The sequence below is a fragment of the Roseateles paludis genome, assembly GCF_039872745.1.
Classification (GTDB): Bacteria; Pseudomonadota; Gammaproteobacteria; order Burkholderiales; family Burkholderiaceae_C; genus Pelomonas; species Pelomonas paludis.
This window is the reverse complement of the sequence record NZ_JBDPZD010000003.1, coordinates 277,870-304,228: the sequence shown is the minus strand read 5'-3', so window position 1 is coordinate 304,228 and position 26,359 is coordinate 277,870. Positions and strand designations below refer to the sequence as shown.

At 66.6% G+C, this 26,359-nt stretch carries 27 protein-coding genes and 2 tRNA genes; 17 read left to right on the top strand and 12 right to left on the bottom strand.

Features of this window, described 5'->3' with window-relative positions:
- Nucleotides 1–4: 4 nt before the first annotated feature.
- Both ABDJ85_RS12665 and ABDJ85_RS12660 read left to right on the top strand, forming a co-directional pair.
- Complete coding sequence (locus ABDJ85_RS12665) at nucleotides 5–460, top strand: EVE domain-containing protein (RefSeq protein ID WP_347705142.1); 456 nt, start codon at nucleotides 5–7, stop codon at nucleotides 458–460.
- Nucleotides 457–1,272 carry a sulfite exporter TauE/SafE family protein gene (locus ABDJ85_RS12660; RefSeq protein WP_347705141.1) on the top strand — a complete coding sequence of 272 codons (816 nt, stop codon included), beginning with the start codon at nucleotides 457–459 and terminating at the stop codon, nucleotides 1,270–1,272. The genes ABDJ85_RS12665 and ABDJ85_RS12660 overlap by 4 nt, the downstream gene beginning before the upstream one ends.
- Before the next feature lie 2 nt (nucleotides 1,273–1,274).
- Here ABDJ85_RS12660 and ABDJ85_RS12655 read toward each other — a convergent pair whose 3' ends face one another.
- Nucleotides 1,275–2,276, bottom strand: a complete 1,002-nt coding sequence (locus ABDJ85_RS12655; protein WP_347705140.1) for a GGDEF domain-containing protein — start codon at nucleotides 2,274–2,276, stop codon at nucleotides 1,275–1,277.
- A 337-nt stretch (nucleotides 2,277–2,613) separates the two neighbouring features.
- On the opposite strand from ABDJ85_RS12655, the gene rpsU reads away from it, so the two are divergent.
- From rpsU to ABDJ85_RS12625, 6 genes are all read left to right on the top strand, one after another.
- On the top strand, nucleotides 2,614–2,826 hold the full coding sequence (gene rpsU / locus ABDJ85_RS12650) for a 30S ribosomal protein S21 (RefSeq protein ID WP_007833691.1): 213 nt from the start codon (nucleotides 2,614–2,616) through the stop codon (nucleotides 2,824–2,826).
- A gap of 104 nt (nucleotides 2,827–2,930) precedes the next feature.
- Complete coding sequence (locus tag ABDJ85_RS12645; RefSeq protein WP_347705139.1) at nucleotides 2,931–3,383, top strand: GatB/YqeY domain-containing protein; 453 nt, start codon at nucleotides 2,931–2,933, stop codon at nucleotides 3,381–3,383.
- A 3-nt stretch (nucleotides 3,384–3,386) separates the two neighbouring features.
- Nucleotides 3,387–3,728 (top strand): protein tyrosine phosphatase family protein, encoded by a 342-nt coding sequence (locus ABDJ85_RS12640; RefSeq protein WP_347705138.1) that lies wholly within the window; start codon nucleotides 3,387–3,389, stop codon nucleotides 3,726–3,728.
- 186 nt (nucleotides 3,729–3,914) lie between these two features.
- Nucleotides 3,915–4,517, top strand: coding sequence for a TRAP transporter small permease subunit (locus tag ABDJ85_RS12635; protein ID WP_347705137.1), 603 nt, complete (start codon nucleotides 3,915–3,917; stop codon nucleotides 4,515–4,517).
- Nucleotides 4,514–6,199: a TRAP transporter large permease gene (locus ABDJ85_RS12630; RefSeq protein ID WP_430765540.1), complete on the top strand. Its 1,686-nt coding sequence runs from the start codon at nucleotides 4,514–4,516 to the stop codon at nucleotides 6,197–6,199. Before ABDJ85_RS12635 ends, ABDJ85_RS12630 begins: the two co-directional genes overlap by 4 nt.
- 82 nt (nucleotides 6,200–6,281) lie before the next feature.
- Nucleotides 6,282–7,541, top strand: coding sequence for a putative Na+/H+ antiporter (locus tag ABDJ85_RS12625; protein WP_347705136.1), 1,260 nt, complete (start codon nucleotides 6,282–6,284; stop codon nucleotides 7,539–7,541).
- Between the two features lie 117 nt (nucleotides 7,542–7,658).
- Here ABDJ85_RS12625 and ABDJ85_RS12620 read toward each other — a convergent pair whose 3' ends face one another.
- Both ABDJ85_RS12620 and pmbA read right to left on the bottom strand, forming a co-directional pair.
- On the bottom strand, nucleotides 7,659–8,741 hold the full coding sequence (locus ABDJ85_RS12620; RefSeq protein ID WP_347705135.1) for a TRAP transporter substrate-binding protein: 1,083 nt from the start codon (nucleotides 8,739–8,741) through the stop codon (nucleotides 7,659–7,661).
- A gap of 210 nt (nucleotides 8,742–8,951) precedes the next feature.
- Nucleotides 8,952–10,319, bottom strand: coding sequence for a metalloprotease PmbA (gene pmbA / locus ABDJ85_RS12615; protein ID WP_347705134.1), 1,368 nt, complete (start codon nucleotides 10,317–10,319; stop codon nucleotides 8,952–8,954).
- Between the two features lie 40 nt (nucleotides 10,320–10,359).
- Between pmbA and yjgA the strand changes: the two genes are divergently transcribed.
- From yjgA to ABDJ85_RS12590, 5 genes are read left to right on the top strand one after another with little or no spacing between them, the layout of a single operon-like run.
- Nucleotides 10,360–10,950 carry a ribosome biogenesis factor YjgA gene (yjgA, locus tag ABDJ85_RS12610; protein ID WP_347705133.1) on the top strand — a complete coding sequence of 197 codons (591 nt, stop codon included), beginning with the start codon at nucleotides 10,360–10,362 and terminating at the stop codon, nucleotides 10,948–10,950.
- Entirely contained in the window at nucleotides 10,937–11,512 is a 576-nt protein-coding gene (gene mog, locus ABDJ85_RS12605; RefSeq protein ID WP_347705132.1) for a molybdopterin adenylyltransferase, read from the top strand. Before yjgA ends, mog begins: the two co-directional genes overlap by 14 nt.
- Complete coding sequence (locus ABDJ85_RS12600) at nucleotides 11,509–12,321, top strand: thymidylate synthase (protein WP_347705131.1); 813 nt, start codon at nucleotides 11,509–11,511, stop codon at nucleotides 12,319–12,321. The genes mog and ABDJ85_RS12600 overlap by 4 nt, the downstream gene beginning before the upstream one ends.
- Complete coding sequence (locus ABDJ85_RS12595) at nucleotides 12,318–12,812, top strand: dihydrofolate reductase (protein WP_347705130.1); 495 nt, start codon at nucleotides 12,318–12,320, stop codon at nucleotides 12,810–12,812. Before ABDJ85_RS12600 ends, ABDJ85_RS12595 begins: the two co-directional genes overlap by 4 nt.
- A 3-nt stretch (nucleotides 12,813–12,815) precedes the next feature.
- A complete protein-coding gene (locus ABDJ85_RS12590) occupies nucleotides 12,816–13,394 on the top strand; it encodes a DUF4337 domain-containing protein (protein ID WP_347705129.1) in 579 nt (192 codons plus the stop codon).
- Nucleotides 13,395–13,454: 60 nt separating this feature from the next.
- On the opposite strand, the gene ABDJ85_RS12585 is transcribed toward ABDJ85_RS12590, so the two are convergent.
- From ABDJ85_RS12585 to ABDJ85_RS12565, 5 genes are all read right to left on the bottom strand, one after another.
- Nucleotides 13,455–13,529: transfer RNA gene (locus ABDJ85_RS12585), tRNA-Val, on the bottom strand.
- Between the two features lie 25 nt (nucleotides 13,530–13,554).
- Nucleotides 13,555–13,629 (bottom strand) — tRNA-Val (locus tag ABDJ85_RS12580).
- Nucleotides 13,630–13,660: 31 nt separating this feature from the next.
- Nucleotides 13,661–14,389: a DNA polymerase III subunit epsilon gene (gene dnaQ, locus ABDJ85_RS12575; RefSeq protein WP_347705128.1), complete on the bottom strand. Its 729-nt coding sequence runs from the start codon at nucleotides 14,387–14,389 to the stop codon at nucleotides 13,661–13,663.
- A complete protein-coding gene (gene lgt, locus ABDJ85_RS12570) occupies nucleotides 14,386–15,192 on the bottom strand; it encodes a prolipoprotein diacylglyceryl transferase (RefSeq protein WP_347705127.1) in 807 nt (268 codons plus the stop codon). Before lgt ends, dnaQ begins: the two co-directional genes overlap by 4 nt.
- 53 nt (nucleotides 15,193–15,245) lie before the next feature.
- Nucleotides 15,246–15,497 (bottom strand): TIGR04438 family Trp-rich protein, encoded by a 252-nt coding sequence (locus ABDJ85_RS12565; protein WP_347705126.1) that lies wholly within the window; start codon nucleotides 15,495–15,497, stop codon nucleotides 15,246–15,248.
- Nucleotides 15,498–15,567: 70 nt separating this feature from the next.
- On the opposite strand from ABDJ85_RS12565, the gene ABDJ85_RS12560 reads away from it, so the two are divergent.
- Nucleotides 15,568–15,867, top strand: a complete 300-nt coding sequence (locus tag ABDJ85_RS12560) for a c-type cytochrome (RefSeq protein WP_347705125.1) — start codon at nucleotides 15,568–15,570, stop codon at nucleotides 15,865–15,867.
- A 95-nt stretch (nucleotides 15,868–15,962) separates the two neighbouring features.
- On the opposite strand, the gene acs is transcribed toward ABDJ85_RS12560, so the two are convergent.
- Entirely contained in the window at nucleotides 15,963–17,924 is a 1,962-nt protein-coding gene (gene acs, locus ABDJ85_RS12555; protein ID WP_347705124.1) for an acetate--CoA ligase, read from the bottom strand.
- 133 nt (nucleotides 17,925–18,057) lie between these two features.
- Here acs and ABDJ85_RS12550 point away from each other — a divergent pair, with 133 nt between their 5' ends.
- Complete coding sequence (locus tag ABDJ85_RS12550; RefSeq protein ID WP_347705123.1) at nucleotides 18,058–18,633, top strand: TIGR00645 family protein; 576 nt, start codon at nucleotides 18,058–18,060, stop codon at nucleotides 18,631–18,633.
- A gap of 5 nt (nucleotides 18,634–18,638) precedes the next feature.
- The gene (locus tag ABDJ85_RS12545) at nucleotides 18,639–20,165 is read left to right on the top strand and encodes a fumarate hydratase (protein ID WP_347705122.1); all 1,527 of its coding nucleotides are present in this window, start codon (nucleotides 18,639–18,641) and stop codon (nucleotides 20,163–20,165) included.
- A 69-nt stretch (nucleotides 20,166–20,234) separates the two neighbouring features.
- Here ABDJ85_RS12545 and ABDJ85_RS12540 read toward each other — a convergent pair whose 3' ends face one another.
- Nucleotides 20,235–20,924, bottom strand: coding sequence for a hypothetical protein (locus ABDJ85_RS12540; protein WP_347705121.1), 690 nt, complete (start codon nucleotides 20,922–20,924; stop codon nucleotides 20,235–20,237).
- A 611-nt stretch (nucleotides 20,925–21,535) separates the two neighbouring features.
- Nucleotides 21,536–24,388: a serine/threonine-protein kinase gene (locus tag ABDJ85_RS12535; protein WP_347705120.1), complete on the bottom strand. Its 2,853-nt coding sequence runs from the start codon at nucleotides 24,386–24,388 to the stop codon at nucleotides 21,536–21,538.
- A gap of 112 nt (nucleotides 24,389–24,500) precedes the next feature.
- Here ABDJ85_RS12535 and ABDJ85_RS12530 point away from each other — a divergent pair, with 112 nt between their 5' ends.
- On the top strand, nucleotides 24,501–25,085 hold the full coding sequence (locus ABDJ85_RS12530) for an ECF-type sigma factor (RefSeq protein WP_347705119.1): 585 nt from the start codon (nucleotides 24,501–24,503) through the stop codon (nucleotides 25,083–25,085).
- Here ABDJ85_RS12530 and ABDJ85_RS12525 read toward each other — a convergent pair.
- Nucleotides 25,024–26,352, bottom strand: coding sequence for a mechanosensitive ion channel family protein (locus ABDJ85_RS12525; RefSeq protein ID WP_347705118.1), 1,329 nt, complete (start codon nucleotides 26,350–26,352; stop codon nucleotides 25,024–25,026). The two genes, ABDJ85_RS12530 and ABDJ85_RS12525, sit on opposite strands and share 62 nt — an antisense overlap.
- Nucleotides 26,353–26,359 lie beyond the last annotated feature (7 nt).

Genomic DNA, 26,359 nt, shown 5'->3' with positions numbered 1-26,359 from the left:
CCCAATGAACTACTGGCTGATGAAGTCGGAGCCCGACGAGGCTTCCATCGCAGACCTGGAGCGCGCGGGCCAGTTGCCCTGGACCGGCGTGCGCAACTACCAGGCCCGCAACTTCATGCGCGACGCGATGCGCGTCGGGGACGGCGTGCTCTTCTATCACTCGTCCTGCCCCGAGCCCGGCGTCGCCGGCCTGGCGGAAGTGGCCAGCACGGCCTACCCGGACGCCACGCAGTTCGACCCCGCCAGCAAGTACTTCGACCCGAAGAGTTCGCCCGAAGCCCCGCGCTGGCTGCATGTGGACGTGCGCTGGCGCCGCACCACGCGCCTGCTCTCCTTGGCCGAGATGCGCGAAGCGCCGGAGCTGGTCTCGCTACGGGTGCTGCAGCGCGGCAACCGCCTTTCGATCACGCCGGTGTCGCCCAGTGAGTGGGCCGCCGTGCTGAAACGGCTCGACGCATGAGCCCGGTGCTGATCGTCGAGCTGGCAGCGCTGGGGCTGAGTTCCGGCTTCCTGGCCGGCCTGCTGGGTATCGGCGGCGGCATGCTGATGGTGCCCTTCCTAACCTTCATCCTCGGCAGCCTCGGCACATCACCCGAGCTGGCCGTCAAGATGGCCATCGCCACCTCGATGGCCACCATCATGTTCACCTCCATCTCCTCCGTGCGGGCGCACCACAAGCGCGGCGCGGTGCGCTGGCCGGTGGTGGTGGCCATGGCGCCGGGCCTGGTGATCGGCGGGTTGCTGGTGGGGTTTGGCCTCTTCGCGCTCATCAAGGGCGCCTGGCTGGCGCTGGCATTCGCGGGCTTCGTTAGCTTCTCGGGCTGGCAGATGCTGGCCAATCGGCGCCCCGCACCCAGCCGCGCATTGCCCGGCGCGCTGGGTCAGCTGGGGGCTGGCACCGGCATCGGCATGCTCTCCGGCCTGGTGGGCGCGGGCGGCGGCTTCGTCAGCGTGCCCTACCTGGTGTGGTGCAACGTGCCGGTTCACACCGCCGTGGCAACGAGCGCCGCGCTGGGCTTCCCGATCGCCTTCGCCAACACCCTGGGCTATCTGTTTGGCCATCCAGAGGGCCAGGCCCTGCCTGGCACCGTCGGCTACGTGTACCTGCCAGCGCTGGCCGTGATCGCGGCGGCCAGCGTGCTGATGGCCCCGCTGGGCGCCAAGGCCGCTCACGCGATGAATGTGGCCCAGCTCAAACGCGCGTTTGCCTACCTGCTCTTCGCGCTGGCGGCCTACATGCTCTTCAAGGGCCTGCAGCCGCTGCTGGCCTGAGTTCAGGCAAACGGGATGGGCGCCAGGACCACCTGATTGCCGCCGCGCCGCTGCGCTTCAGCCACCGCAGACTCGCTGGCCTGCATCAACTCTGCATGCCCAGAGGCCGTGTGCGGGAAGCTGGAAACGCCCATCGACACCGACAGGCCCACGTCCACCCCGTGGAAAACCACGAGCTGCGCGTTGCACTGGCGCCGCAATTGCTCCATCCGGGCATGCGCGGTGGCGAGCCCGACGCCCGACAGCAGCAATGCAAAGTGGCGCGCATCCACACGGCAGGCGGCATCCATCGCCCGGGTGTTGGCCCGCAGCATGCGACCCAGACCTTCCAGCATGCGCTGCTCCACGGCCTCGTCCACGGCACCTTGTGGCGGCGGGTCGAGCGCGATGATGACGAGCGCAAACTCGCGGTGCTCGCGCTGCGACAGGTCGATTTCGCGGCGCAGCGAATCGTCGAACTGCGCGCGCAGGTAGAGGCCAGACACCTCGTCCCGCCCGGAGCCCGACTCCATCTCGCGGCGCAGCGATTCGAGTTGCGCCTGCAATTCTTCGATCTGCGTGAGTGCGCGCTGCAGTTGCCCTTCGCGGAGCTTGTCCTCGGTGCGGTCTTGCCAGACCGCCAGCAAATAGCCCTCGCCCAAGGCGCAGCGCGTGACACTGAACTCGCGCTTGCGGCCGCGCACGTCCAGGCGGTGCTCGTTGATCAGCACGGTGCGCTGGGCCATGGCCGTCTGCTCAGCCCGGCGCAAGCCGCTGGTTTCCTCGGCCTTGAGCAGTTCAGCATCGGTGCGGCCGACAATTTCGGCGCATTCGAACAAGGCGGCCAGGCCCGCGCTGGCAAACACATAACGGCCCGTGCCAACCGCCTTGATGCCGACGAAGCCGCCAAAGGGCTCCACGAGCGAGAGCAGGCCGGTCGCGCAGGCGCGCTCCAGCTCGCCATGCTCCTCCAGCCATGCTTCCAGCGTTGGTGCCTTGCTCGACGTGCTCGAGTCCGCTTCCATCAGAGGTCCATCCATGTGCAGCAGCGCTTGGGAGGTTCAGGCGGTTTCAAGACCGCGACAAACTCCCCTTGGTCTGCGCATGCTAACGAGTTTCGGCATCACCTCAGGCCATTGGTATTCCCAAGAACGAGGAAGCCTGCTCGAAGTGCACCAGGCCAGAATGCGGGGCACGCAGAGCCTGAGAAACTCGCCAAGCGCCAGTATTTTGCTTACGCATGGAATTCCGGATAGAATCCTCGGCTTTGCTAGCAAACCCTGCGTGTCGATTCGAGGTTCACGGTTGGATCACCGGCCCACGACGCGATCCCCGAATACCGAGCGCATCCGAAGGAAATCAATGACCACCATCCGCGTCAAGGAAAACGAGCCGTTCGACGTTGCCCTGCGTCGCTTCAAGCGCACCATCGAAAAGCTGGGCCTGCTGACTGACCTCCGCGCCCGCGAGTTCTACGAAAAGCCCACCGCCGAGCGCAAGCGCAAGAAGGCTGCGGCCGTGAAGCGCCACTACAAGCGCGTGCGCAGCATGCAACTGCCCAAGAAGCTGTACTGATGCCTGCCTCCTGAGCCTTGCGCTCGGGGCCGACACCTGCCGATGACCCGCCACAGGACGCTGTTGCGGGTCATTTCATTTCTGCCCAGCATTCCCTGCACACCATGAGCCTCAAAGATCGCATCACCGAAGACATGAAAGCCGCCATGCGCGCCAAGGACAGCGAGCGGCTGGGCGCCATTCGCCTGCTGCTGGCGGCGGTCAAGCAAAAGGAAGTGGATGAGCGCATCACGGTCGACGACACGGCCCTGATCGCCATCGTGGACAAGCTGATCAAGCAGCGGCGCGACTCGATCACCCAGTTCGGCGCCGCGGGGCGCGATGACCTGGTGGCCAAGGAATCCGCCGAGCTCAAGGTGCTGGAGGCCTACCTGCCCGAGCGCCTGAGCGCTGACGAAGTAGCCGCGCGCGTGAAGGCCCTGGTCGCAGAACTCGGCGCCAAAGGCCCGGGCGACATGGGCAAGGTCATGACAGCGGCGAAGGCCGCATTGAGCGGTGTCGCCGAGATGAGCCAAGTTTCCGCAGCCGTCAAGGCTGCGCTCAACCCTGCGAGCTGAGCCATGCAACTGCCCTGCCAAGCCCTGACCGACGACCTTGCCGTTGCCCCCCAACTGCTGCCCGAAGCCATGGCCGCCGCAGCAGCCGCCGGCTTCAAGAGCGTGGTCAACAACCGCCCCGACTTCGAGGGCGGCCCCGACCAACCCACCAGTGCCGCCATTCAGGCGGCTGCTGAGGCTGCCGGGTTGGTTTACCGCTTCCTGCCGGTCAACGGGGGCTACCAGTCGCCCGAAGAAATCGAGACCATGGCGGGCCTGTTGGAAACCCTGCCGCGCCCCCTCCTCGCCTTCTGCCGCTCAGGGGCCCGCAGCACTCGGCTGATCGCTGCCGCACTGCAGCGCTGATCGCCTGGGACTTTCCCTGAAGCACAGCGCATTTCAGGCGCTGTTCAGCCCCAGATCGCAAAATCCTCGCCATACCCCGATGCGCCTTGCGCCGGGGCTGCGCCTTGCTGTTTGGGCGCCAGGCGCGCAATGGCTGGCCGGGCTCGGGCGGCCGCGATCTGCGACTTCTCGCTTCATGGAGATTCCGTGTCCTCATTACTTCCACTCTCTCGAGGCATCGATCGCCTCAACGAATGGGTCGGTCGCTGGGTAGCCTGGCTGGTACTGGCCACGGTCCTGATCAGCGCGGGCAATGCGGTGGTTCGAAAGGTGTTCAACACCAGCTCCAACGCCTTGCTTGAGATCCAGTGGTATCTGTTCGCTGCGATCTTCCTACTCGCGGCCGGCTACACGCTGCTGCGGCAAGAGCACGTCAAGATCGATGTGGTGCTGGGTCGCTTTTCGCGGCGCACCCAGATCAAGGTCGAGATCTTCGGGCTCGCGGCCTTCCTCATGCCCTTTGTGGGCATCACCATCACCTTGGTCTGGCCTTTGGTGGTGCGGGCCTATGTGACTGGTGAGCAGTCGGGCAATGCGGGCGGTTTGATCCGGTGGCCCGTGTTTGCACTGCTGCCGGCTGGCCTGACGCTGCTCGGACTGCAGGGCGTGTCGGAAGTGATCAAGCGCGTCGCCTTCCTCAACGGGGTGATTAACGACCCGGGACGCAAAGCCAACGAGAAATCCGCCGAAGAAGAACTCGCTGAGGCAATCCGTGCCCAAGCGGCCGCCGCTCCGGAGGCCAAGCCATGATGGAGTTCTTCCAAGCCAATATGGCGCCGATCATGTTCGGCGGCCTGATCCTCTTCCTGCTGATGGGCTTCTCGGTCGCCTTCTCCCTGGCGGCTGCAGGACTGGCCTTCGCGTTCGTCGGCATCGAGCTCGGCATGTTGCCGGCAACGCTTTTGCAAGCCCTGCCCTTGCGCATCTTCGGGATCATGCAGAACGAGACGCTGCTGGCGATTCCGTTCTTCACCTTCATGGGCCTGATCCTTGAGCGCTCGGGCATGGCGGAGGACTTGCTCGACACCATCGGCCAGTTGTTCGGCCCCATCCGAGGCGGCCTGGCCTATGCGGTGATCTTCGTGGGCGCCATGCTCGCGGCCACGACGGGCGTGGTGGCGGCTTCAGTCATCTCGATGGGCTTGATCTCCCTGCCCATCATGCTGCGCTACGGCTACGACCGCCGCTTGGCTGCCGGCACCATCGCGGCATCGGGCACGCTGGCCCAGATCATCCCGCCCTCGCTGGTGCTCATCATCATGGCCGATCAACTCGGCCGCAGTGTGGGCGACCTCTACAAGGGCGCCTTCATTCCCGGCTTTGTGCTGACGGGGCTCTATGTGGGCTACGTGTTGCTCATCACACTGATCAAGCCGCACTGGGCGCCCGCCCTGCCGCCCGAGGCCCGCACCATTCGTGAGGACGACGGCAGCAGCGGCCAGCGCTCCTTGCTCGTGCTGTTCGTCGTGTGCACGGCGGCGGCCGTGGCGTTCAGCCACTCCCGCCCCGAGGGAACCCCGACCGACGAAAACATCGTCACCTCAATGTCCGTGGGCGTGGGCCTGGCCTTTGCGCTCGCCGTGGCCAACCGGGTGCTGCGCCTGGGCCTGCTGTCGCGCATGGCCGAGCGCATCACCTTCGTGCTGATCCCGCCGCTGGCGCTGATCTTCCTGGTGCTGGGCACCATCTTCCTCGGCATCGCCACCCCGACCGAGGGTGGCGCCATGGGCGCCGTGGGCGCCTTGGTGATGGCCGTGGCGCGCAAGCGTCTGGCCTTGCCCCTGCTCCGTCAGGCCATGGACACGACGATGAAGCTTTCCTGCTTCGTGGTCTTCATCCTGGTCGGATCGACGGTTTTCAGCCTCACCTTCCAGGGGGTGGACGGGCCGCGTTGGGTGGAGCATCTGCTGTCCAGCCTGCCAGGTGGCCAGCTCGGCTTCCTGATCGTGGTGAACATCCTGATCTTCCTGCTGGCCTTCTTCCTGGACTTCTTCGAACTTTCCTTCATCGTGGTGCCGCTGCTGGCGCCAGTGGCTGACAAGCTCGGCATCGACCTGGTCTGGTTCGGCGTGCTGCTGGCGGTGAACATGCAGACCTCCTTCATGCACCCGCCCTTCGGCTTCGCGCTGTTCTATCTGCGCAGCGTCGCGCCCACCCAGGACTACAAAGACCGTGTCACCGGCCGCCAGGTCGCGCAGGTCACGACCGGCCAGATCTATTGGGGTGCCGTGCCTTTCGTGTGCATCCAGATCATCATGATCGGGCTCGTCATCGGCTTCCCGGGCATGGTCTCGGGCGGTCTGGACCGCAAGGCCGAGGTCGACACCAGCAACGTCATTCTTGAAGTGCAACCACCTGATGAGCCGAAGAAGGATGTGGACATGAACCAGCTCTTCGGCTTGCCCGAAGCCGCCAGCGCCGCGTCCAAGTGAGCCCAAGCAAAGCGCCGACTGAAGTCGGCGCTTTGGCTCACGACGACCCGTCACTCGGCTCAAGTCTCCCTGTTTGCCGAGCATGAATCCCTCAACGCTTGAAATCATCGGCGCCCTGCTCTTTGCAGTGGCGCTGATCCATACCTTCTCCACCAAGTTCTTCGAGCGCCTCGCCCATCGCCAGCCCAAGCACGCAGGCTTGTGGCACCTGCTGGGTGAGGTCGAGATCGTGTTCGGCTTCTGGGCTCTGGTGCTGGTGCTGTTCATCTTCGGCCTGCAGGGCAAGCATCAGGCCACGCAGTACCTCGACAGCCGCAACTACACCGAGCCACTGTTCGTCTTCGCCATCATGGTGGTGGCCGGCACGCGGCCAGTGCTGCAGTTCGCGCGCGATCTCGTCGGCTTTGCGGCTGGCGCCTTGCCGCTGCCTCGTGCGATGGCGCTGAGCTTCCTGACCCTCACGCTCGTGCCCCTGCTCGGCTCTGTCATCACCGAACCGGCCGCCATGACCCTCGCAGCCTTGATGCTGCGTGACGGCCTCTTCCAGCAGAACGTCAGCCAACGGCTGCGCTACGGCGTGGTGGGCGTGCTGTTCGTCAATGTGTCGATCGGCGGCACGCTGACGCCGTTTGCCGCCCCGCCTGTGTTGATGGTCGCCGCCACCTGGGGCTGGGACATGGCCTATGTGTTCGGCCACTTCGGCTGGAAAGCGGCACTCGCCGTCACGACCAACGCGGCCGTGCTGACCCTGCTGTTCAGCAAAGAGTTGCGGCGCCTGGGAGTAGCTACCCCGACAGGCATCGGGCCGCGGGTGCCTGCGTCCATCGTCGCCGTGCAGTTGCTCTTCCTGGTGGGCGTGGTCGTGTTCGCGCACCACCCACCAGTCTTCCTGGGCTTGTTCCTCTTCTTCATGGGCTTCGCCACGGCCTACAAGGACCATCAGGATCGCCTCATCCTGCGCGAGGGGCTGCTGGTGGCCTTCTTCCTCGCCGGCCTTGTGGTGCTGGGTGGCCAGCAGCAGTGGTGGCTGCAGCCCGCGCTACTGGCCATGAACGCCGACGCCGTCTATTGGGGCGCCACGGCCCTCACCGCTATCACCGACAACGCGGCGCTGACCTACCTGGGTTCGCTGGTACCGGGCCTGAGCGCCGAGTTCAAGGTCGCCCTGGTGGCGGGTGCCGTCACGGGCGGTGGCCTGACCGTGATCGCCAATGCGCCCAACCCTGCAGGCTTCGCCATCCTGCGCCCGCACTTTGAAGACCAGACCATCCACCCGCTGGGCCTGCTGTTGGCGGCGCTGCCGCCCACCCTGGTAGCAGCCTGCGCCTTCAGGTTGCTCTGAGGCTTCGCCGGCTGCGCCAAGCGCCGGGCACAAAAAACCCCTGATGCTTGCGCAGCAGGGGTGAACACCAGAGGAGCCTGGCACCGCGCGGGAGCGCGGCACCAGCAATCATCAAACTCAGAGCTTTTGCGACTGCATGAAGTCGTCAAAGCCCGCTTCCGCGAAGCGGAACCACAGGTTCTGGTCGCGGCGGAAGTTGGCGTAGTCCTCGTAGACCTTCTTCCAGTTCGGGTTCTTGCCCGACAGCTCGGCGTAGACGGCCATGGACTCCTTGAAGGCCGCCTCCATCACGTCCTTCGGGAAGCGGAACAGCTTGGTGCCCGAGCCCACGAGCTGCTTCAGCGCAATGGGGTTCTTGGCGTCGTACTTGGCCTGCATGTCCACGTGCGCCGTGTAGGTGGCGGCTTCGAGGATGGCCTTGTACTCGGGGGTCAGCGAGTCATAGGCCTTGGTGTTGACGTAGAAGTCGAGCTGCGGGCCGCCTTCCCACCAGCCGGGGTAGTAGTAGTTCGGGGCGACCTTGTTGAAGCCGAGCTTCTGGTCATCGTAGGGGCCCACCCATTCAGCGGCATCGATGGTGCCCTTCTCCAGCGCCGAGTAGATCTCGCCACCAGGGATGTTCTGCGGCACGCCGCCCATGCGCTCCAGCACGCGGCCAGCAAAGCCGCCGATGCGCATCTTCAGGCCCTTGACGTCGGCAACGCTCTTGATCTCCTTGCGATACCAGCCGCCCATCTGGGCGCCCGTGTTGCCGCCCGCGAAGTTGATGATGTTGTAGTTGCGATAGAACTCGCGCATCAACTTCATGCCATTGCCTTCCACCATCCAGGCCGTCATCTGGCGGCTGTTGAGGCCGAAGGGGATGGCGCAACCGATGGCGAAGGTCTCGTCCTTGCCGAAGAAGTAGTAGGGCGCGGTGTGCGCCATCTCGACGGTGCCTTGCTGCACACCATCCACCACGCCGAAGGGGGGCATCAGCTCACCGCCCGCATGGGTCGAGATCTGGAACTTGCCGCCGGTCATCTCGCTGACCTTCTTGGCCATGACTTCGGCCGCACCCCAGATGGTGTCCAGCGACTTGGGGAAGCTGGACGCCAGGCGCCAGCGGATCTGCGCCTGTGCATGCACGATGGCCGGCGCACTGCCCGCCGCAAGGACGCCAGCCAGACCGGCTTTGCGAACAAAGGAACGACGCTCCATAAACTGTCTCCTGAAGGGTTGTTGCAAGGGAACCGAATCGATTCTAGGAACGCGATTCAGGCGCTCCGCATCGGGCTAACCCGCGAGATTTCACACAGTTTCATCGAACTTTCGTGGGGTGAAACCAAGCCTGACAACGGCCTTAAAACACCGCCCGCAAGCGGCAGGTGGTGCGTTTGGCATGTGCCCGCCTCACCGGGCTTCACCGGCTCAGTGGCCGGCCAGCTTCATCCGGTCGATCAGCACCGAGCCTACGGTCTTGGCGCCCACCGTGTAGGCGTCCGCCCCGATGCCGACGATGCCACGCAGCATGTCCTTGAGGTTGCCAGCGATGGTCACCTCATGCACCGGGTAGGCCAGTTCGCCGTTCTCGACCCAGAAGCCGCTGGCGCCCCGCGAGTAGTCGCCCGTCACGTAGTTGACGCCCTGGCCCATCAGCTCAGTGACGAAGAGCCCGGTACCCAGACGACGCAGCATGGTCGTCAGGTCGTCGCCCGGCGCCGTGGCGCTGCTGCGCATGACCAGGTTGTGCGAGCCCCCGGCGTGCCCCGTCGTGCGCATGCCCAGCTTGCGCGCCGAGTAGCTGGACAGGAAATAGCCCTGCAGCACGCCGCCTTGCACCACGCTGCGCGCGCGGGTGACCACGCCTTCGTCGTCGAAGGGCGAGCTGCCCTTGCCCTTGGTCACATGCGGGTCCTCGTGCACGTCCACATGGGGCGCCAGCACGGGCTGGCCCAGGCTGTCGAGCAAAAAGGTGGTGCGGCGGTACAGCGCGCCGCCACTGGTGGCCTGTACCAGGGCGCCCAGCAGGCCCACGGCCAGGGTGTTCTCGAACAGCACCGGCACCTCGGCCGTCTTGACCTTGCGTGCCTTCAGCCGCGCCAATGCGCGCTCGGCGGCGTAGCGGCCCACAGCCTCGGGCGAGGCCAGATCGGCCGCGTCGCGCATCGAGCTGTACCAGGCGTCACGCTCCATGCCGGCGCCCCGGCCGGCAATCGGCGCGACCGACAGCGAATGCCGCGAGCTCGCGTAGCCGCCCCGGAACCCGCGCGAGTTGCCCATCCAGAAGTGCGACTGCTGCGCCGACACCGACGCGCCTTCGCTGTTGGTGATGCGCTTGTCGGTGGCAAAGGCGGCCGCCTCGCAGCGCAGCGCGATCTCGGCAGCCGCTTGCGCGTCGATCGCCCACGGATGGAAGAGGTCCAGCGCTGGTCGCGTAGCTGCGTCCAGCGCCAGGTCCTCGGCGTTCGGCAGGCCGGCAAATTCGTCTTCGGCGGTGAAGCGGGCAATGTCGTAGGCGGCGCGCACCGTGTCGCGCAAAGCCTGGGGCGAGAAGTCCGACGTGCTCGCATTGCCGCGCCGCTGGCCCAGGTAGACGCTGACGCCCAGCGACTTGTCACGGTTGCGCTCGACGTTCTCCAATTCCCCCCGGCGGACCGAGACCGACAGGCCGCAGCCCTCGGACACTTCGGCACCGGCATCAGAGGCGCCCAGACGCCGCGCTTCGGCCAAGGTGTCTTCGATCAACTGCTGGAAGCTTTCGGGCGCGAAGCTGAAGCCGTCTTGAGGCTGGGGCATGTCGGTGAATGCGTTGGGGTGGGCGAGAATGATAAGACCCGTGATTGAGCCCGCCCGCCGCAGCGCCAAGCTGTTCAGGGCCGCGACGATGCAAGTCGATTCCCAAGCAGACCTCCCCCCCGACGACGACGACTTTGAGCGTCCCAGCAAGACCCAGCTGAAACGCGACATGGCTGAGTTGCAGAAGCTGGGCGAAGAAATGCTGACCTTGCCCGAGTCGCGCTGGGAGCCGCTGGCCCTGCCCGAAATCTTGAGCGACGCACTCAAGGCCGCCAAGAAGATCACCAACTTCGAAGGCCGGCGCCGACAGCTGCAATACGTGGGCAAGCTGATGCGCAAGGTCGACCCCGAGCCCATCCGCGAAGCCGTGGCGGCCTTCAAGCTCGGCCATGCGCAGGACGCCCTTAAGCTGCACCAGGCCGAGCACTGGCGCGCCCGCCTGCTGGCCGATGACAACGCGCTGCAGGCCTTCCTTGCCCAACACGGTGAGATCGACGTGCAGCAACTGCGCAGCCTCGTGCGTGCCGCCCGCAAGGATGCCTCTGGCGCCCCTGAGAAGCGCAATGGCCGCGCCTACCGTGAGCTGTTCCAGTTCATCAAGGCCAGCGAGGTGCGCGATGGCGACGCCTGAGCCGGTCCGCATCGGCATCGTCTCCATCAGCGACCGCGCCTCCACCGGCGTCTACGAAGACAAGGGCCTGCCCGCCTTGCAGGCCTGGCTGAGCACTGCGCTCAAGAACCCCATCGAGTTCGTGCCCCGCCTCATCCCCGATGAGCGCGGCCGCATCAGCGAGACCTTGATCGAACTCGTCGACACCGCCGGCTGCCATCTCGTGCTCACCACCGGCGGCACCGGCCCTGCGCTGCGCGACGTGACGCCCGAAGCCACGCTCGACGTCGCCGACCGCGAGATGCCAGGCTTTGGCGAGCAGATGCGCCAGATCTCGCTGCACTTCGTGCCCACGGCCATCCTGTCGCGTCAGGTGGCCGTGATCCGCAAGCAGGCCTTGATCATCAACCTGCCCGGCCAGCCCAAGGCCATCGCCGAGACCCTGGCCGGCCACCCGGCCGCCAGCGGCATCTTTGCGGCGGTGCCCTATTGCATCGACCTGCTCCAAGGCCCTTACCTCGAAACGAATGACGAGGTCTGCAAGGCCTTCCGACCCAAGTCAGCCCAACGCCCCGCCCCATGAGCACCACGGCCACCTTCCACCAGTACGAAGACTTCATGCGCCATGTGTCAGAGCATGGCGTGCAAAAGAGCGACCGCACCGGCACCGGCACGCGCAGCGTGTTCGGGCACCAGATGCGCTTCGACTTGAACCAAGGCTTCCCCCTGGTGACCACCAAGAAGGTCCACCTCAAGTCCATCATCCTGGAGCTGCTCTGGTTCCTGCGCGGCGACAGCAACGTCAAGTGGCTGCAAGAGCGCGGCTGCTCGATCTGGGACGAATGGGCCCGTGCGGACGGCGACCTCGGCCCCGTCTACGGCGTGCAGTGGCGCAGCTGGCCCACGCCCGACGGCGGCCATATCGACCAGATCGCCGAGGTGGTCAAGCAGCTCAAGACCAACCCCGACTCGCGCCGCATCATCGTGAGCGCCTGGAACGTGGCCGAGCTGTCCAAGATGGCCCTGATGCCCTGCCACGCCTTCTTCCAGTTCTACGTGGCCGAGGGGCGGCTGTCCTGCCAGCTCTACCAGCGCAGCGCCGACATCTTTCTCGGCGTGCCCTTCAACATTGCCAGCTACGCCCTGCTCACCCAGATGCTGGCCCAGCAGTGCGACCTGCAGCTCGGCGACTTTGTCTGGACCGGCGGCGATTGCCACATCTACGACAACCACGTCGAGCAAGTCCGCACCCAGCTCGCCCGCGAGCCCCGCCCCGCGCCCACCATGCTCATCAAGCGGCGGCCGGCCAGCATCTTCGACTACGAGTTCGAAGACTTCGAGCTGCAAGGCTACGACCCCCACCCGGGCATCAAGGCGCCGGTGGCGGTATGACGAGGATCACCCTCGTCGCAGCGGTTGCCCGCGACGGTGCCATCGGCCGCCAGAACGACCTGCTCTGGCGCGACCCGCTGGACATGGCGCGCTTCAAGGCGCTCACGCTGGGCAAGCCGGTCATCATGGGCCGCAAGACCTGGGACTCGCTGCCGCCGCGTTTTCGACCACTGCCCGGCCGGCGCAATCTGGTCGTCACCCGCAGCAGCGCCACCTTTGACGGTGCCGAATGCTTTGACAGTTTTGAGGCCGCACTCGCTGCCTGCTCGGAGCCCGAGGTCTGCGTGGTGGGGGGCGGCGAGATCTACGCCCTCGCCCTGCCCCGCGCGCACAGGCTCGCGCTGACCGAAGTGGCGCTTGATTTCCCCGACGCCGACCGCCATTTCCCGGCCTGGCAGCCCCTGGATTTCGTTGAGCACGCGCGTGAGTCGCACCTGAGCGCAGCTGGCGTCCGCTTTGACTTTGTCGACTACCTTCGCAAGGAGACCTGATCCATGTCCTCCGGTGGCTTTCACGTCCACGGCCCGCATGACCATGAGCTGGAGCACGCCGCCCAGCACGAGCCCAAGGGCTTTGCCGGCCAGCTCGCCGTCATCACCGCCATCCTCGCCACAGTGGGCGCCTTCTTCTCCTACATGGGCGGCGCCACGCAGGCCCAGGCAGGGCTGCTGAAGAACGACGCCGCCATCAAGAAGACCGAGGCGGCCAACAAGTGGAACTACTTCCAGTCCAAGAGCAGCAAGCAGAACCTGGCCGAACTGGCGCTGGAGCTGGTGGCCACTGAAGACCAGCGCGCCAGGTACCGCGACAAGATTGCGCGCTACGAGAAGGAAAAGAACGACATCAAGACCGAGGCCGAAGCCTTGGAGGCCGAGTCCAAGCACCTCGACGACGAAAGCGCCGAGCAGATGCACCTGCACCATCGCTGGGCCCAGGCCACCACGGCTTTGCAAATCTCGATCGCCGTGGCCGCCATCGCGCTGCTGACCAAGCGCCGCTGGATGGAATGGGCCACGCTCGGCGTGGGCGGCGTTGGCATCGTGCTGGGCATTGCGGCCTGGCTGCATCACTGAACCTGGCCGCGCCAACAAAAAGCCCCGAGGGTCTTGCGACCGTCGGGGCTTTCTTACTTCTGGTGGGCGGTGCAGGGTTCGAACCTGCGACCCCTGCCGTGTGAAGGCAGTGCTCTACCGCTGAGCTAACCGCCCGGTATTCGGGTTTTGACGCGTCGGGTGGTGGGCAGTGCAGGGTTCGAACCTGCGACCCCTGCCGTGTGAAGGCAGTGCTCTACCGCTGAGCTAACTGCCCGAACGCGAATCCGTCTCCGGGGAGCCCGCGATTATGCCACGCTCGGGCTGGGTTCGAGCTTGCGCCACTGGCTGGCGCCGCCGGCGGCCTTGTCCAGGTCGGCCAGCATCTTGGTGTGTGCGGCGCGCTCGGCTTCGCTGGCCGCCAGCACCGGCAGCACGAAGCTGCTCAGGTCAACGGCTTCTAGGGCGCTGAGTGCCTCGCCGGGCGTGGCTTCCACCTGTTCGTCTACCAGCAGCGCGTCCTGGCCGCGCGTGAGGCGGATATAGACCTCGGCCAACAGCTCGGCATCCAGCAAGGCGCCGTGGAAGTGCCGCTTGGAGTTGTCCACCTCTAGGCGGCGGCACAGGGCGTCGAGTGAATTGGCCTTGCCGGGGAACTGCTCGCGCGCCATCAGCAGCGTGTCGCGCACGCCGGCCACGTGGTCGGTGAGCACGCCGCGCTTGAGGCGGCGCAGCTCGGCGTTGACAAAGCCCACGTCGAACGCAGCGTTGTGGATCACCAGCTCCGCATCGGCCACAAACTCCAGAAACTGCTCGGCGATGGCGGCGAACTTGGGCTTGTCGGCCAGGAACTGGTTGGTCAGCCCGTGGATGCGGATGGCCTCCTCGGGCACCTCGCGCTCGGGGTTGATGTGCAGGTGCAGATGCCGCCCGGTGAGCTGGCGGTCAACCATCTCGACGCAGCCAATCTCGACGATGCGGTCGCCCTTGTCGGCGTCAAGGCCCGTGGTTTCGGTGTCGAAGAAGATCTGCCTCATGCGGGCCTCCGGTTGCGCTGCATCGCCCAGATGAAGATGGCCAGCCCGGCCGCAATCATCGGCAGGCTCAGCCACTGGCCTTGGCTCAGACTCAGGGCCCGCAAGCCCAGGAAATCGTCGGGCTCGCGGAAGTACTCGGCCGTAAAGCGCAGTGCGCCGTAGCCCATCATGAAGACACCCGAGATCTGCCCCGTGGCCCGCGGCTTGCGCGCGTAGAGCCACAACACGACGAAGAGCAGCAGGCCTTCGCCCAAGGCCTGGTAGATCTGGCTCGGATGCCGGGCCACGCCGTCATGCGCCTGCGGAAAGACCATCGCCCAAGGCAGATCAGCCGGCGCCGGCCGCCCCCAGAGCTCGCCATTGATGAAGTTGCCGATACGCACCGCCGCGATGCCGGTGGGCACGCAAGGGCCGACCAGGTCGGTCACCTCAAAGAAGCCGCGCCCGCGCCGCCAGCCAAACCAGGCCAGCGCCAGCAGGACGCCCAGCAGCCCGCCATGGAAGGACATGCCGCCCTTCCAGACCTGCAGCACCTCCAGCAGGTGCTCGGCGTAGTAGCCGGGCTTGTAGAAGAGGCAATAGCCCAGGCGCCCGCCGAGGACGACGCCGAGCACGCCAAAGAACAGCACATCGTCCACGTCGCGGGCGGTCCAGCCGACGGCCGCATGCTGGGGCATGCGCGCGCGCCGCGAGGCCAGGAACATGAAGAGCCCGAAGGCGACGAGATAGGTCAGCCCGTACCAGTGGATGGCCAAGGGGCCGAGACGCAGGGCGATGGGATCAAACTCGGGATGCGTCAGCACGCTGGACTACCTCAGAGCAAAGCGGCCGGCATGATAGCCAGCCGCAGTCGCAGTCAGGGCCGCTTCTTCTCGCCCCGGCCCAGGGCCTCCATCGCCTTCTGCCGGCGGGCTTCCTTCTTGGCATCGAGGGCATCCATGGCTTTCTTCTGCGTGAGCCCGCTGGCGTCGGAGAAGGTCCACCACAGCCAGGCCAGCCCGAAGGGCGCGAGCACGATCAGCCAGGCGACCCAATCGCTGTCGCTGAACTTCGCCCAGCCGCCCAGGCGCAATGCCAACAAGACCACACCGACCAACACAAAAGCCATGCGCACACCATTGCGTCAGGTATCGTTGCGCGCACTGTAGTTCACCTCCCTCCATGAAAGGCGTTTTCCCATGAAGTCCTTGATCGTCCTGTCCATCGCCGCGCTCGCCGCCCTGCCCGCTGCTGCCAACCAGGAGCTGGCCCAGAAAAAGGCGTGCATGGGATGCCACACCCTCCAGACCAAGCTCGTCGGCCCGGCGTTCAAGGACGTGGCGGCCAAGTACGCCAAGGACAAGGATGCGGTGAAGAAGCTGACCGACAAGGTCATCAAGGGTGGCAAGGGCACCTGGGGCGAAATGGCCATGCCGCCCAACAACGTGACCCCCGCTGAGGCCGAGACCCTGGTCAAGTGGGTGTTGACCGTCAAGTAAGCGCCGGTCGCCCCTCAAAGACAAACAGGCCCCGCGGGGCCTGTTTGCATTTGTGGCGGCGCATTCAAGCACCGCAAGCGCCCCCCGGCGCCACCTCAGTAAGCCTGCCCCAGTTGCTCCAGGATCGCCGGGTTCTCCAGCGTCGAGGTGTCCTGCGTGACCGCATCGCCCTTGGCCACCGAGCGCAGCAGGCGGCGCATGATCTTGCCGGAACGGGTCTTGGGCAGGTTGTCGCCGAAGCGGATGTCCTTGGGCTTGGCGATGGGGCCGATCTCCTTGGCCACATGGTCGCGCAACTGCTTGGCAATGGCCTTGGCCTCGTCGCCGCTGGGGCGGGGGCGCTTCAAGACCACGAAGGCGCAGATGGCCTCGCCGGTGGTGTCGTCGGGGCGGCCCACCACGGCCGCTTCGGCCACCAGCTCGGTGCAGCTCACCAGGGCGGACTCGATCTCCATCGTGCCCATGCGGTGGCCGGAGACGTTGAGCACGTCGTCGATTCGGCCGGTGATGGTGAAGTAGCCCGTCTCGGCGTCGCGGATGGCGCCGTCGCCCGCCAGGTAGTAGCCCTTGAGCTCGGGCGGGTAGTAGCTCTTCTGGAAACGGTCCGGGTCGCCGTAGATGGTGCGGATCATCGACGGCCAGGGCTTCTTGACGACCAGGATGCCGCCTTGACCATTGGGCACGTCATTGCCCGTCTCATCGACGATGGCGGCCGTGATGCCCGGGAAGGGCAGCGTGCAGGAGCCCGGGACCAGGTTGGTCACGCCCGGCAGCGGCGTGATCATGTGGCCGCCGGTCTCGGTCTGCCAGAAGGTATCGACGATGGGGCAACGGCCGCCACCCACGTGCTGGTGGTACCACTCCCAGGCGGCGGGGTTGATGGGTTCGCCCACCGAACCGAGCAGGCGCAGCGAGGACAGGTCGTAGTTCTTGGGGTGCACGGCCTCATTGGTTTCAGCCGCCTTGATCAGCGAGCGGATGGCCGTGGGCGCCGTGTAGAAGATCGTGACCTTGTGCTTGGCAATGGTCTGCCAGAAGCGGCCGGCGTCCGGGTAGGTGGGCACGCCCTCGAACACGATCTCGGTGCCGCCCAGGGCCAGCGGGCCATAGGTGATGTAGGTGTGGCCGGTGACCCAGCCGATGTCGGCCGTGCACCAGAAGACGTCGCTGTCCTTGAGGTCGAAGGTCCACTTGGTGGTGAGCGCCGCGTGCAGCAGATAGCCGCCGGTGCTGTGCTGCACGCCCTTGGGCTTGCCGGTGGAGCCCGAGGTGTAGAGCAGGAACAGCGGGTGCTCGGCCTCGACCCACTCCGGCGGGCAGGTGGCGGACTGGCTGGCCATGGCTTCATGCAGCCACAGGTCGCGGCCTTCGGTCCAGCCGATCTTGCCGCCCGTGCGGCGGAAGACGATGACGCTGCGCAGCGTCGGGCAGGCACCGTCGGCCAGGGCTTCGTCCACGATGCTCTTGAGCGGCAGCGCCTTGCCGCCGCGCATCTGCTCGTCGGCCGTCAGCAGCAGCACGGCGCCGGCATCCTGGATGCGGTCACGCAGCGATTGGGCCGAGAAGCCGCCAAACACCACCGAGTGCGTTGCCCCGATGCGCGCGCAGGCCTGCATGGCCACCACGCCTTCGATGGACATGGGCATGTAGATGACGACGCGGTCGCCCTTCTTGATGCCCTGGGCCTTCAGCGCATTGGCCAGTTGGCTCACGCGGGCCAGCAGGTCGGCATAGGTGACGGTGGTGACGGCGCCGTCGTCGGCTTCAAAGATCAGCGCGTTGCGGCCACCGCGGCCGGCCTCGACGTGGCGGTCCAGGCAGTTGTAGGAGACATTGAGCTTGCCGTCTTCGAACCACTTGAAGAAAGGCGCATTGCTTTGGTCGAGCACCTTGGTGAAGGGCGTCTGCCAGCTGATCAGCTCGCGGGCCAGGCGCGCCCAGAAGCCTTCGTAGTCGCGCTCAGCCTCGGCCACGAGGGCCTGGTAGCCCGCCTCGCCCTTCACGTGGGCCTGGGCCACCCAGTCGGCGCTGGGGGCGTAAATGGCGGCAGTCGTCATGATCTAGTCTCCGTGTCGGCAAAAGGGATTTCGGCAAGCACTGTGCGCGGAGGATCTGACGAAGTGCTTACTCATGCCGCCCTACGGGTGATCCCTAGAATGCCCGCTTCCCCTCTACGACCCGGCTGGCCGCATGACCGTTCCCCTTCGCCCCCTGCCCCGCCTGATCTTTGCCAGCCGCTGGCTGCAGTTGCCGCTCTACCTGGGCTTGATCCTGGCGCAAGGCGTCTACGTCTGGCAGTTCTGGACCGAGCTGGTCCACCTCATCGAGGCGGCCTTCGGCAACCAGCATGCGCTGGAAATCCTGGTCAAGAGCATCGGCTACAAGGCCACGGACATGCCCACCGGCCTCAACGAGACCATCCTGATGCTGGTCGTGCTGGGCCTGATCGACGTGGTCATGATTTCCAACCTGCTGATCATGGTCATCGTCGGCGGCTACGAGACCTTCGTCTCGCGCATGGAGCTTGAGGGCCACCCCGATCAGCCCGAGTGGCTCAGCCATGTGAACGCGTCGGTGCTCAAGGTCAAGCTGGCCACCGCCATCATCGGCATCAGCTCCATCCACCTGCTCAAGACCTTCATCAACGCCGACAACTACAAGGAGCAGACCCTGCTCTGGCAAACGGTGATTCACGTGGCCTTCCTGCTGTCGGCCATGGCCATCGCCTACACGGATCGATTGCTCGTTCACCCCGAAAAGCACTGAACACCATGACCACCACCATCCGCTACGCCGACCTCGTCGACTCCGTCGCCGCCGCGCTGCAGTACATCTCGTACTACCACCCGACCGACTACATCGCCCACCTGGCCCGCGCCTACGAGCGCGAGCAAAGCGCCGCCGCCAAGGACGCCATCGCGCAGATCCTGACCAACTCGCGCATGTGCGCCGAAGGCAAGCGCCCCATCTGCCAGGACACCGGCATCGTCAACGTCTTCCTCAAGATCGGCATGGACGTGCGCTGGGAGGGCTTTGCCGGCTCCATCCAGGACGCCGTGGACGAAGGCGTGCGCCGCGCCTACAACCACCCGGACAACAAGCTGCGCGCCTCGGTCCTCAACGACCCCATCTTCGAGCGCAAGAACACCAAGGACAACACGCCCGCCGTGGTGTTCATGGAAGTCGTGCCCGGCAACACGGTGGACGTGACCGTGGCCGCCAAGGGCGGTGGCTCCGAGAACAAGAGCAAGGTCTACATGCTCAACCCAAGCGACAACATCGTAGACTGGGTGCTCAAGACCGTGCCCACCATGGGCGCCGGCTGGTGCCCGCCGGGCATGCTGGGCATCGGCGTGGGCGGCACGGCCGAGAAGGCGGCCCTGCTCGCCAAAGAAGCGCTGATGGACGACATCGACATGTACGAGCTGCTGGAGCGCGGCCCGAGCAACAAGCTCGAAGAGCTGCGCATCGAGCTCTACGAGAAGGTCAACGCGCTGGGCATCGGCGCCCAGGGCCTGGGCGGCCTCACCACGGTGCTCGACGTCAAGATCAAGACCTACCCCACCCACGCCGCCAGCAAGCCCATTGCCATGATCCCGAACTGCGCCGCCACCCGGCACGCACACTTCGTGCTCGACGGCTCCGGCCCCAGCTACCTGGAGCCCCCGAGCCTCAGCCTCTGGCCCGATGTGCACTGGGCGCCCGACTACAACAAGAGCAAGCGCGTTGACCTCAACGCCCTGACCCCCGCCGAAGTCGCCAGTTGGAAGCCGGGTGACACCCTGCTGCTCAACGGCAAGATGCTCACCGGCCGCGATGCCGCACACAAGCGCATCGCGGACATGCTGGCTGCAGGGCAGCCCCTGCCCGTGGACTTCACCAACCGCGTCATCTACTACGTCGGCCCCGTGGACCCGGTGCGTGACGAGGTCGTCGGCCCCGCCGGCCCCACCACCGCCACGCGCATGGACAAGTTCACCGAGATGATGCTGTCCAAGACCGGCCTCATCGCCATGGTCGGCAAGGCCGAGCGCGGCCCCGTCGCCATCGAGTCCATCAAGAACCACAAGTCGGCCTATCTGATGGCCGTGGGCGGCGCCGCTTACCTCGTGTCCAAGGCCATCAAGGCCGCCAAGGTCGTCGGCTTTGCCGACCTGGGCATGGAAGCCATCTACGAGTTCGACGTGGTGGACATGCCCGTCACCGTGGCCGTGGATGCTGGCGGCACCAGCGCCCACAACACCGGCCCAGCAGAGTGGCAAGCCAAGATCGGCAAGATCCCGGTCACCGTGGCCTAAGGCTCGCGTTGACCCCAAGAAAAAGGGGCCGCCCATGGGCGGCCCTTTGCTTGATGGATCAAACCCGGCTCAGCGCGGTGCCATCGTCAGCGCGGTCAGCTCGCCGGTGCTGGTGATGGCTCCCACGGACGGCAGCGTCATCACCGTGATGGTCTTGGGCACTTGCCAGGGCATGCCATTGGTCGTCCAGAGGCTCACATCGGTCGGGTAGGTGAAGCTGGCCTGCAGCGTGGGCAGCAGGGCCGACAGCAGCGGGCTGGAGCCGGCGGGGCCCTGGACCTGGAAGTCCTTCACCTGGAAGTTCACGCGGAACTTGCAGGCATTGCTGAAGCTCTTGGCCGCCGTGGTCACCGTCTCGTTCGCATCGCGGTTCACCACGAACTCGTACTTGATCACGATGGCCGTGGCCCCGCCCAGCGGCGCAAAGCCATCGGACACGCTCTTGCCCTTGACCGTGGCGGTCACGGCGATCTTGCCGCTGCTGCCGCCCTGGATGCCGGCATTGGTCAGGCGCTGCTGCCAGTCGGCCGGCTCATAGGTCGTGACTGTGTCGCTGGCGCCGGCAGCGGCGTCGTCTTGGCCCAGGGCGGCGCCCGTCACCGGGTCGAGGTAGATGGCTGTGTAACCCACCGAGGTGACCGAGCCACCGGTGACCGTCACCGTGCCCACCGTGGCTGCCGAGCCCTTGTAGCTGCCGCTCGCAAAGTCCCAACGCACGCTGTAGGGCGTGGAGCCAGCCGAGGTGGAGGTGTAGCGCATGGTGATCGAGTCACCCGCCTTGGCGACCAGCGGCGCGCATTCGTTGCCGGAAGCAGCGGGGGCTGGGGCCGGTGCGGGCGTGGGGGCCGGCGCCGGGGCGGGTGCTGGTGTCGGCGCTGGGGTTGGATCCGGAGCAGGTGCAGGTGCGGGAGCCGGTGTTGGTGCCGGCGTCGGCGCTGGCGCCGGAGCGGGAGCAGGTTCCGGGGCCGGCGTCGGCGCAGGGGCTGGAGCTGGAGCCGGAGCGGGCGCCGGAGGCGGTGGCGTGGGGGCAGCGTCCCCGCCCCCGCCGCAGGCCACCAGGCTGGTGGCGCTTACAAGGGCAAGGATGGCGAGGGGCCGAGGAGCAGGACGAATCGGTGCGCGCGGGGTCATGTCGGGATCTCCGGAGTAGAGGAATGGGAGGACTTCATTCCGTCTACGCAGATCCCAAAGCGCTAGTGGCTCATCGCACCCGCAAATAGGGGCTGCGGCCCATGCCGGGGGGCATCAAGCTTCAATTGCCGAGGGAATCCAACCCCAAATCCATGCACTAATCGGTCGGCATGCCATTCGCGGTGATTCGCGGTGATCCTCGCTTGTCACTGAAGTGCCTGCCTGAGCGGGTGGCGGTTTCACTGCGGGTGCGCTGGCCCGCGTGCTTCCGGGCTGGCCTCCATGGTCACTTCACCCGGTCGCTCTAACGTCTCCAGCAGGTCTCGTGCCGCTTGTTGCAGACGCTGACGCTGCGCGCTTGCGGCGGCATCGCCGCCCCAGGGCAACCGGCCCAGCAAGGCCAAGATGTCGGCGCTTTGCATGATTGCTACCGCATCTCCCTGGGCGCGCAGGCGCCGCATGGTCGCAAGGCTCTCGACCGCATCCTCTGCAAACCGAATGCCAGCCGGCCGGTTTCCCTCCAGCAAGGCAGCGGCAGCCCGCGCCGCTTGCACCAGAGCCAGTTGCTCAGCGTCGCCGGCGCGGTGCCGCAGATCGAAACTGACGCTCCCCCGCTCGATCAACGCCGCCAGCGCTGCGGCCCCTTGGACCGCCTCCCGGCGCCGCCCCAGCAGCGCTTGGACGATCACCACATCCGCTTCGACGCGGATGCGCTCAACGCGTGCCTCGTCTGTCTCCACGGCCACACCCGCCTTGGCGAGCACGCCCAGCAGTCGTTCGTACAGCATGAGCGCATCGGCCGTGTGGCCAGTGCGGAGTGCCATGCTCAGCGCTGCATGCAGCAGCGACGTGTAGTCAAGCCTGTGCATCTGGTTGCGAGGGTCGCCTTGCAAGAAGGTCTCTGTGCGCGCCAAGCCCCGCCGGTAGAACGCCTCCGCCTCTGCCATGTTCCCCAGGTGCCTGTGGGCGTCGCCCAAGTAGTAGTGCCGGCCCGACTCGATCCAGAAGCGCTCTTGCTCTCCATTGGGCAAGGCAAAGCTGCGTTCCGCCGCCTCCTGCGCCGCCTGCTCACCGCTGAGGGACTCATGGAATCGGCCGCGTATCGCATCCAAGCCAGCCTGTACGTGCAGCCCGATGGCCCGCACCTTCCAGGCCCGGGGCTGCTGCGGGAAGTCAAGCACCAATTGCTGCGTGCAGCTCAATGTCTGTTGCGCTGCCTCCAGCGCCTTGTCCAGTTCGTTGGTGCTCAGGTCATCGTCGACTGAATAGGCCAACGACGAGGACTGAATCAACGCGGCGCAGACGAAACTACGCAGCCGCAGCGACTCGGGTTTGAGCGCCGCAGCGCGCCGAGCATGCGTGGCGGTGCGCTGCATCAGTGCCATCGCCTCGGGCAGCTCACGCTGTTCGCGCAACACCGAGGACAGCCCCTCCAGGGACGCCACCATCGTGCCCTGCCAATCGCTGTTCTGCGACTGCCGAGACTCCAGCGGCTCCAACAAGGCCAGCGCCTGCTTGTAGTGCTCCTGCGCTGCAGCGAAATCGCCCACGTTGTGGTTGGAAGCGTGACCCTCCAGACGGGCCAAGCTGTTCAGGGCACGGGCCAGGTCAATGCGCTCGGCGTCTGTCTGGTCGGCAATGCCCTGCTGGCGCAAAAAGTATTCAGCCGCCGTCTTGGCCAATATCCGCTGGGCCTCCGTCACGCCCTGGCGCAGACTTTCATTCACTTCCAGCACCATCGAGTTGGCTAGCTTGCGCACATCGGCCAGGTGTCGCTGCGCCGCGTCTCGCGCAAGGCGAGCTTCATGGGCCTGCCAAGCAGTGCCGGCCAAGCCACCCACTAGCCCCAGAAAAGCCAATGAAGCCAGCCCCACCACGAAGGCATTGCGCTGCACGAAGCGGGAGGTCACGTAGGCCCAAGTGCCTGGCCCAGCGCTGACGGGGCGCTTGTCGAGGTAGGCGCGCAGGTCGGCGGCCAGCGCATCGACGCTGGCATAGCGGGCCTCGGGCTGCTTGGCCAGGGCCTTGAGCAGGATGCTGTCGAGGTCGCCGCGCAGGCGTTGGCGCATGGCCTCCCAGTCGGGGCCGACGAGGTCTGGCGGCAGGCGGCTGGGGCGGGTGGGGGTTTCGTCGAGCACGCTGCGCGCGGCGTCGGCGGGGGTGCTGGCGCTGCGGCCGTAGGGGCTGACGCCGGTCAGCATCACGTAGAGCAGCACCCCGAGGCTGTAGACGTCGGTGGCGGTGCCCACAGCCTCGCCGCGCACCTGCTCGGGGCTGGCGTAGCGGGGGCTGAAGGGGCGCTCGCCGGCGCGCGTCAGGGCGCTCTCGTCGTCGGTGGACTCAAGCTCAAGCGAGCCGGCATCGGGCACCGGCGCGGTGGCGTCCAGCGCCTTGGCAATGCCAAAGTCCAGCAGCTTGACCTCGCCCGACTCGGTCACCAGCACATTGGAGGGCTTGAGGTCGCGGTGCACCAGCAATTGCCGGTGGGCGTGGGCGACGGCGTCGGTCAGTTGCAGGAAGAGGCCGAGGCGCTCGGGCAAGGGGCGCCCTTCGCAGGCTTTGTCGATGGGCTGGCCGCTGACGCGCTCCATCACGAAATAGGGCTGGCCGTCAGCCGTGCGGCCGGCGTCCAGCAGGTGGGTGATGTGCGGGTGCGAGAGCCGCGCCAGCGCCTGCTGCTCCACCGCAAAACGCGCCAGCACGGAGGCCGAGCTGCGGCCGGCGCGCACCACCTTGATGGCGGCCTGGCCGGCGTAGGCGCCATCGGCCCGCTCAGCGAGCCACACCTCGCCCATGCCACCCCGCCCCAGCAGCTCGACCACCCGCCAGGCACCCAGGCGCTGGCCCACGCGCTCAGTGGGCGCTTCATCCGGCAGTGGTGTGGCCAATGCGGCCGCGCCCTGGCCCAGCACCCCGGCACGGGTCTCGTCAACAAAGTGCAGCAGGGAGCGCACCTCGGCCACCTGGGCCGGCGTCAGCGCCGGGTCGGCCAGCAGCGCCTCACGCCCAGAAGCGTCCAGCGGCAAAGCAGCCTCAAAAAGCGCGCGCACCTGGGCCCAGTCACTGGCGGCAGAGGGCTGAGGGTGGGTCACAAGGGGAAGCGGGGGCAGGTCTTATCCAGATTCAGAGCTTACGTGTCACAAGGCACTGCGCGCCCCGGTAGCTTCCTGGGTCAAGCCTACGCATCGGGGAGAATTTGGATCCATGAGCGACGTCGAATTCGACCTGGACCCTGCCGAAGTCACCCAGTGGCTGCAGCAGGTCGGGGCAGCGCGGCCCGAGGTGTCGAGCCAGCTCTTCGAGCGGCTCTACACCGACCTTAAGCGCGTGGCGCGCGCGCACCTGCGGCGCGAGGCGCCCGGCCACACGCTCAGTACCACGGCGCTGGTGCACGAGGCCTGGTTCCGCATGGCCGAGCAGAACCGCACCGCCTGGGAGAGCCGCGCCCACTTCCTGAGCGTGTCCAGCATCATGATGCGGCGCATCCTGGTCTCACACGAGGTGGCCTACCGTGCCGCCAAGCGCGAGGCCGACCTGGTGCCGCTGACGCTGGAGCACCTGGAGAAGATTGGCGGCGGCCAGAGCAGTGACATCGTGGCCGTGCACGACGCACTGCTGGCCTTCGAGGCCATCGACCCGCGCGCCGCCAAGGTGGTGGAGCTGCGCTTCTTTGGTGGGCTGGAGAACGAAGAGGTGGCCGAGGTGCTGGGCATCAGCCTCGCCACCGTCAAGCGGGACTGGACCCTGGCCCGGGCGTGGCTGGAGCGGGAGCTGGCGAGCCGGCCGTGAGCCGCACCTCGCGCTGCGGGTAGGGGATCGCCACCCCCAGCCCGTCCAGCGTCCGCAGGATCGCCAGGTTGACCTCCGACTTCACGCCGCCGGCGCCGTTCTCGGGGTCGGCAATCCAGAACACCACCAGCAGCTCCAGCCCATCGGCCGCGAACTGGTTGAGGTGCACCACGGGCCGGGGCTGCTCCAGCACGCGCGGCACTTCGGACACGGCATTGGCCAGGGCCTGCATCACGGCCGCCACGTCGCAGCCATAGGCCACCTGGACGAGGCTGGTCACCTGCACGCGCGGGTCGGCCAGCGACGAGTTCTCGACCCGCTGGGTGATGAGCAGCTCATTGGGCACGATGGCCTCGCGCCCGGTCAGCGAGCGGATCACGGTGTAGCGGGTCTTGATGTCGGTGACCTTGCCCTCAAAGCCATCGACCTTGACCATGTCGCCGATGCGCAGCGAGCGCTCCGCCAGGATCACGAAGCCGCTCACGTAATTGGCCGCGAGCTTTTGCAAGCCAAAGCCCAGGCCCACGCCTAAAGCGCCGCCCAGCACGCCCAGGGCCGTGAGGTCGATGCCCACGGCCGACAGGGCCAGGATGAGCCCGATGAAGAGCAGCAGCGCGCGCACCACGTTGGCGGCCATCTTGCGCATGGAGAGGTCGAGCGTGGTCTGGCGCATCAGCCGCGCCTCGATGCCCGCCGAGATCCACAGCGCCACCAGCATCACCAGCACCGCCGAGAAGCCGCCTTCGACAAAGTTGCGCAGCGTGAGCTTGACGCTGCCGAACTTCCAGCCCACGTCGTCCAGCTCGTCCAGCACCACCGGCAGCAGGCCGGTGATCCACAGCACCGTGGCGCCCCAGGCGATCCAGGAGCCCAGGCGCTCGGCCAGCTTGATGGCGCCGGACTGCGGCCAGGCGGCGGCCAGCACCCGCACCACCAGACGGATCAAGGCCAGCGACACCAGCACCGGCACCGCCAGCTTGAACAGCGCCGGGGCCAGCCCGAAATGCGGCAGCAGCAGCCGCGCGCCAAACACCAGGGCCAGCGCCAGCAGCGGGAAGAGCGCCCCGTCAAATGCACCACCAAGAGCGCCATCGCCAATCAACACCGTGCCCCGCGTGCCGCGCCGCGCCGCCCACCAGGCCACCAGCGCCGCCAGACCCAAGCAGGCCAGCAGCAGCGCCCATTCGCCCACAGCGGCCGGGCTGAAGACGCGGCCCAGCAGGGCCTCCAGCTCGGCAAAGTTCATCGGTCCGTGCAGGGCATTCATGCTTCAG